The sequence below is a fragment of the Streptomyces prasinopilosus genome (genome assembly GCF_001419695.1).
Classification (GTDB): Bacteria; Actinomycetota; Actinomycetes; order Streptomycetales; family Streptomycetaceae; genus Streptomyces; species Streptomyces prasinopilosus.
On record NZ_LIRG01000265.1, the window covers coordinates 1 to 3,886 of the forward strand.

Annotated in this window: 4 protein-coding genes; 1 reads left to right on the forward strand and 3 read right to left on the reverse strand. The window is 76.1% G+C overall.

Translation table 11 applies throughout. From position 1 onward, the window contains the following. Positions 1-625, forward strand: a 625-nt coding sequence (locus AOK18_RS12455; protein ID WP_055694377.1) for a pyridoxamine 5'-phosphate oxidase family protein, incomplete at its 5' end; no start/stop codon positions are given. A gap of 135 nt (positions 626-760) precedes the next feature. Here the strand turns inward: AOK18_RS12455 and AOK18_RS12460 are convergent. The 3 genes from AOK18_RS12460 to AOK18_RS12470 all read right to left on the reverse strand — a co-directional run bounded on the left by AOK18_RS12460 (position 761) and on the right by AOK18_RS12470 (position 3,660). Beyond that, on the reverse strand, positions 761-1,717 hold the full coding sequence (locus AOK18_RS12460; RefSeq protein ID WP_055694378.1) for a DMT family transporter: 957 nt from the start codon (positions 1,715-1,717) through the stop codon (positions 761-763). A gap of 251 nt (positions 1,718-1,968) precedes the next feature. Next, positions 1,969-2,982 (reverse strand): EamA family transporter, encoded by a 1,014-nt coding sequence (locus AOK18_RS12465; protein ID WP_055694379.1) that lies wholly within the window; start codon positions 2,980-2,982, stop codon positions 1,969-1,971. Positions 2,983-3,120: 138 nt separating this feature from the next. Beyond that, on the reverse strand, positions 3,121-3,660 hold the full coding sequence (locus AOK18_RS12470) for a Clp protease N-terminal domain-containing protein (protein ID WP_055694380.1): 540 nt from the start codon (positions 3,658-3,660) through the stop codon (positions 3,121-3,123). Positions 3,661-3,886: the final 226 nt, after the last annotated feature.

Genomic DNA, 3,886 nt, shown 5'->3' on the forward strand with positions numbered 1-3,886 from the left:
CGTCCCCACCCGCTCCCCGCACCGTGCCGCGTACGACAGGGACCTGGTGCACGCGATACTCGACGAGGGGTACGTCTGCCACCTCGGTTTCGTCCGCGACGACGCACCGGTGGTGCTGCCCACGCTCTACGCCCGGGTCGCCGAGCGTCTCTACGTGCACGGTTCGACGGGTTCGCGTCCGCTGCGCGCGGCGGGCCTGGCCGATCCCGGACTCCCGGTCTGCCTGACCGTCACCCACGTGGACGGGCTGGTGCTGGCCCGCTCGGCGTTCCACCACTCGATCAACTACCGCTCCGTGGTGGTGCACGGCCTCGCGTACGACGTGACCGACCCCGGGGAGAAGCGGCAGGCGCTGGACGCCCTCGTCGACCACGTCGTCCCCGGCCGCGCCGCCGACTCCCGTCCGGCGAACAAGAGGGAACTGGCTGCCACGGCGGTGATCCGCCTCGATCTGACCGAGGTCTCCGCCAAGCTCCGCACCGGCGGCGTGAACGACGAGCCGGAGGACCTCGCCCTCCCCCACTGGGCCGGCGTCGTCCCCTTGACCCGCGCGTACGGCACTCCGCTCGCGGACCCCGCCCTGCCCGCCGGCACGGAACCACCGGAGTACCTGGCGGCCCTGTGACGCGGCGGCGCCGTCCCGCGAGGGGCGCGCCGGACTCCGTCGCGGGACTGCGGCCGCCGAGGACGGGGGCGTGCCCCGCCCCCCGACGAGGAGGAGGGACCCCCGGACAGGGCCCCTCCCCGAGGCCCCGCGTCGTCACGCCGGGGCCGCGTCCTCCTCCACCCGCCCGGCCCGCGCGCCCCGCGCCTCGTCCAGGGCGAGCCCCGCGACCGAGCCGAGCATCAGCAGGGTGCCGGCCAGCGTGGCGGGGGTGAGCCGCTCGCCGAGCAGGGCGACGGCGAGCACCGCCGCGCTCACCGGCTCGAGAAGCATGACCACGGACACGGTGGCCGACCGGACGACTGCCGCGCCCGCGAAGTACAGGCCGTAGGCGAGGGCCGTCGGGACGGCGGCGATGTACACCAGGAGGCCCAGCAGCGGAGCGGGGTCGGCGCTGTACGGCACCAGCCCCTCGACCGCGGCGAACGGCAGCAGCAGCACGCTGGTGACGGCGAACGCCCCGACGGTCGTGCCGGAGGCGTCCAGCCCGCCGTCCCGCCCCCACCAGCGGGTGAGCAGGGTCATCGCCGAGTAGCCGGCCGCGGCCAGGAGCGCGAGCAGGACGCCCCACGGGTCCACGGTCGTCTCCCCGCCGCCGAGGACGAGCACGGCGAGCCCGGCGAGCGCCCCCGCGACGGCGGCGGCCCCGCCCCGGCCGAGCCGCTCCCCCAGGAACAGCCGTGCGCCGAGCGCGATCAGCACGGGTCCGGCGCCGAGGGTGACGACGGTGGCCACGGCGAGTCCCGTGGCGGCGACGGCCGCGAAGTACGCCGTCTGGAACACGGCGAGCCCCGTCCCGGTGGCCACGGCCCGCCGCACCCGGGGGCCCGGCGCCCCGGTCACGGCGGTCCGGGCGCGCGGCACCAGCATCCGGGCACCGAGCAGCAGCGCCAGACCGGCCGCGCAGCGCCAGAAGGAGAGGGCGACCGGTCCCATGTCACTGGTCCGGTAGACCAGTGACGCGGCGGCGCCCGCGGTCCCCCAGGCGGCGCCGGCGACGGTCAGATAGAGCAGGCCTCGCCCGACGGGCAGGCCGGAGACGGCGTTCGACACGTGTTCTCTCCGCAGGTGCGCAGGGATACGCGTACACGGGTGCTCCTCGCGGAGGTGCCCGCGCCGCGCGAAGGCTGGGGCGGGGAACCCGGATCAGGGCCGGACGGAACCGGTCCCGCGGGGCCCGCGGACCGCGTCTGCGGGCGGCGTCACCCCGCCCGGCGGCAACGGGCCGGGCGCGGAGAGCCGGAGGCCCGCCTCAGAGGGCGGGCGGCGGAAGGACGAGTGCGCGCGCGTGCATGGTCAGCACCCTAGGTCGGCATTCCCGGTGTGGACAACTCCCTTTCCGCGCCTCCGCTCGCCACCGGGCTCTCAGGGCTCCTGGCCGGGGTCGACGACTGGGCGATGAACGCCCCCGCCAGGACCACCGCGCCGCCGATGATCTGCGGCGCCGACAGGTGCTCGCCGAGCAGGACCCAGGCCAGCACCGTGGCGATGACCGCTTCGAGGCAGGCCACCACCCCGGCCACCTGGGGGGAGAGCCTGCGCACGGAGAGCACTCCGGTGCCGTACGCGGCGACCGTGGCGACGAGGACGATCCAGGCCAGCAGCACGAAGGCCGGGACCGGGGTGCCGTCCATGCGCGCGCTGCCGGCGAGCACCGACCAGTGCATGGTCCACGGGCGGGCGAGGACGGTGAGGACGGCGGCGCCCACGAGCAGGCCGTAGGAGATCACGCCGAGCGGGTCCGGTGCCCGGTCGCCGTGGTCGCCGCCGTGGTCGGAGAGGACGAAGTAGCCGACCTGGCAGCAGGCGGCGCCGAGTGCGAGCAGCAGCCCGACCGCGTCGAAGCCGAGGCCCGCCCACACCTCCACGACGCAGGCCAGTCCGCCCACCGCCAGCACCACGCCGACCGCCGCCGCCCGGGTCACCGGCCGCCGCTGCACGAACCGCACCCAGCCGAGGACGAGTGCGGGCGCCAGGTACTCGACGAGCAGCGCGACACCCACGGGGACACGGGAGATGGCGGCGAAGTAGAAGGCCTGGACGCCCGCGACCGCGAACAGCCCGAACCCGGCCAGCAGCGCCGGGTGGCTGCGCAGGAGTCCCCGGTGGCGCACGGCCAGCGGCAGCATGACCAGGGCCGCGCCCGCCACTCTCAGCCACACGACGTGCAGCGGGTCCAGGCCCGCCTCGATCAGCGGTTTGGCGGCGACTCCCGATCCGCCGAAGGCCACCGCGGACAGGAGCGCGAGGCCGAGCCCGAGGCCCTTCCCGCGGGTGTCCCGGGCGTTGTGAGTGCTGGCAGAGGTAGGCACCGGCACATGATGCCAGTCACCGACAGGAGCGTCACCCCCCATGACACCTGTCTCACGGGCTGGACGCGGGGGCGTGACGGGCCGGCGACAGGGGGAACCGCCACCCGGTGGAGGACGGCCCGGCCCCGCCCCTCTCCCGGCCCCTCAGTGAGCGGGGTCGCCGGCCCACGCCTCGAGTCGGACGAGCAGGTCACGGGAGTCGACGGCGGCGTGCTCGAGCACCTCCACGGCCCGCGCCTGCGGGTCCGCGACGAGCGCCGCGAGCAGGTCCACGCCGTGGACGGGCCCGCCACGCCGTGCGGCGCGTTCACGCGCGTGCTCCAGGGCGGCCGCCGCCAGCGGCGAGAATCCGGCGGCCCGCACCGTCGCCGGGACGGATCCGGAGTCCTCGACGGCGCTCTGCCAGCGCAGTCCGTAGCCGATGCTGCGCTGGATCAGGTAGCCGAGCAGCCGGGCGGTCCGCGGGCCCTCGCCCAGGACCGCGCGCACCGCGGCGTCCGACTCCAGCAGCGAGTGCAGCAGATGGGCGGTGTCGATCTGGCGGTCCGCGTCCCTGACCGCCCTGCGGCAGGCACCGTCGACCACCACCGCCAGCTCCTCGCCGAGTCCGGCACCGTGTTCCGCACGATGAACGTCCCGGTCCCGGGCCTTGCCGGCCGACGGCCGGGGGATACGGTGTTGCACGCCTCCCACCCCACCACTCCCGCGGGGCCGCGGCATCCCCGGCGGGAAGCATCTTCCCGTCCCGCGGAAAGTGGACGTGCCGGGCCGCGATCTCCTCCTCGGGAAGGAGAATCAGCCCCGCCTTCCTCCTCGGACACGCCCGTCACCGCGGTCCGGTCCGAGGGGGCGGCGGCCCGGCCGGAGCCGGCGCGGGGGCACGCGGACACCGCGGTGCCCCGTGGAGCGC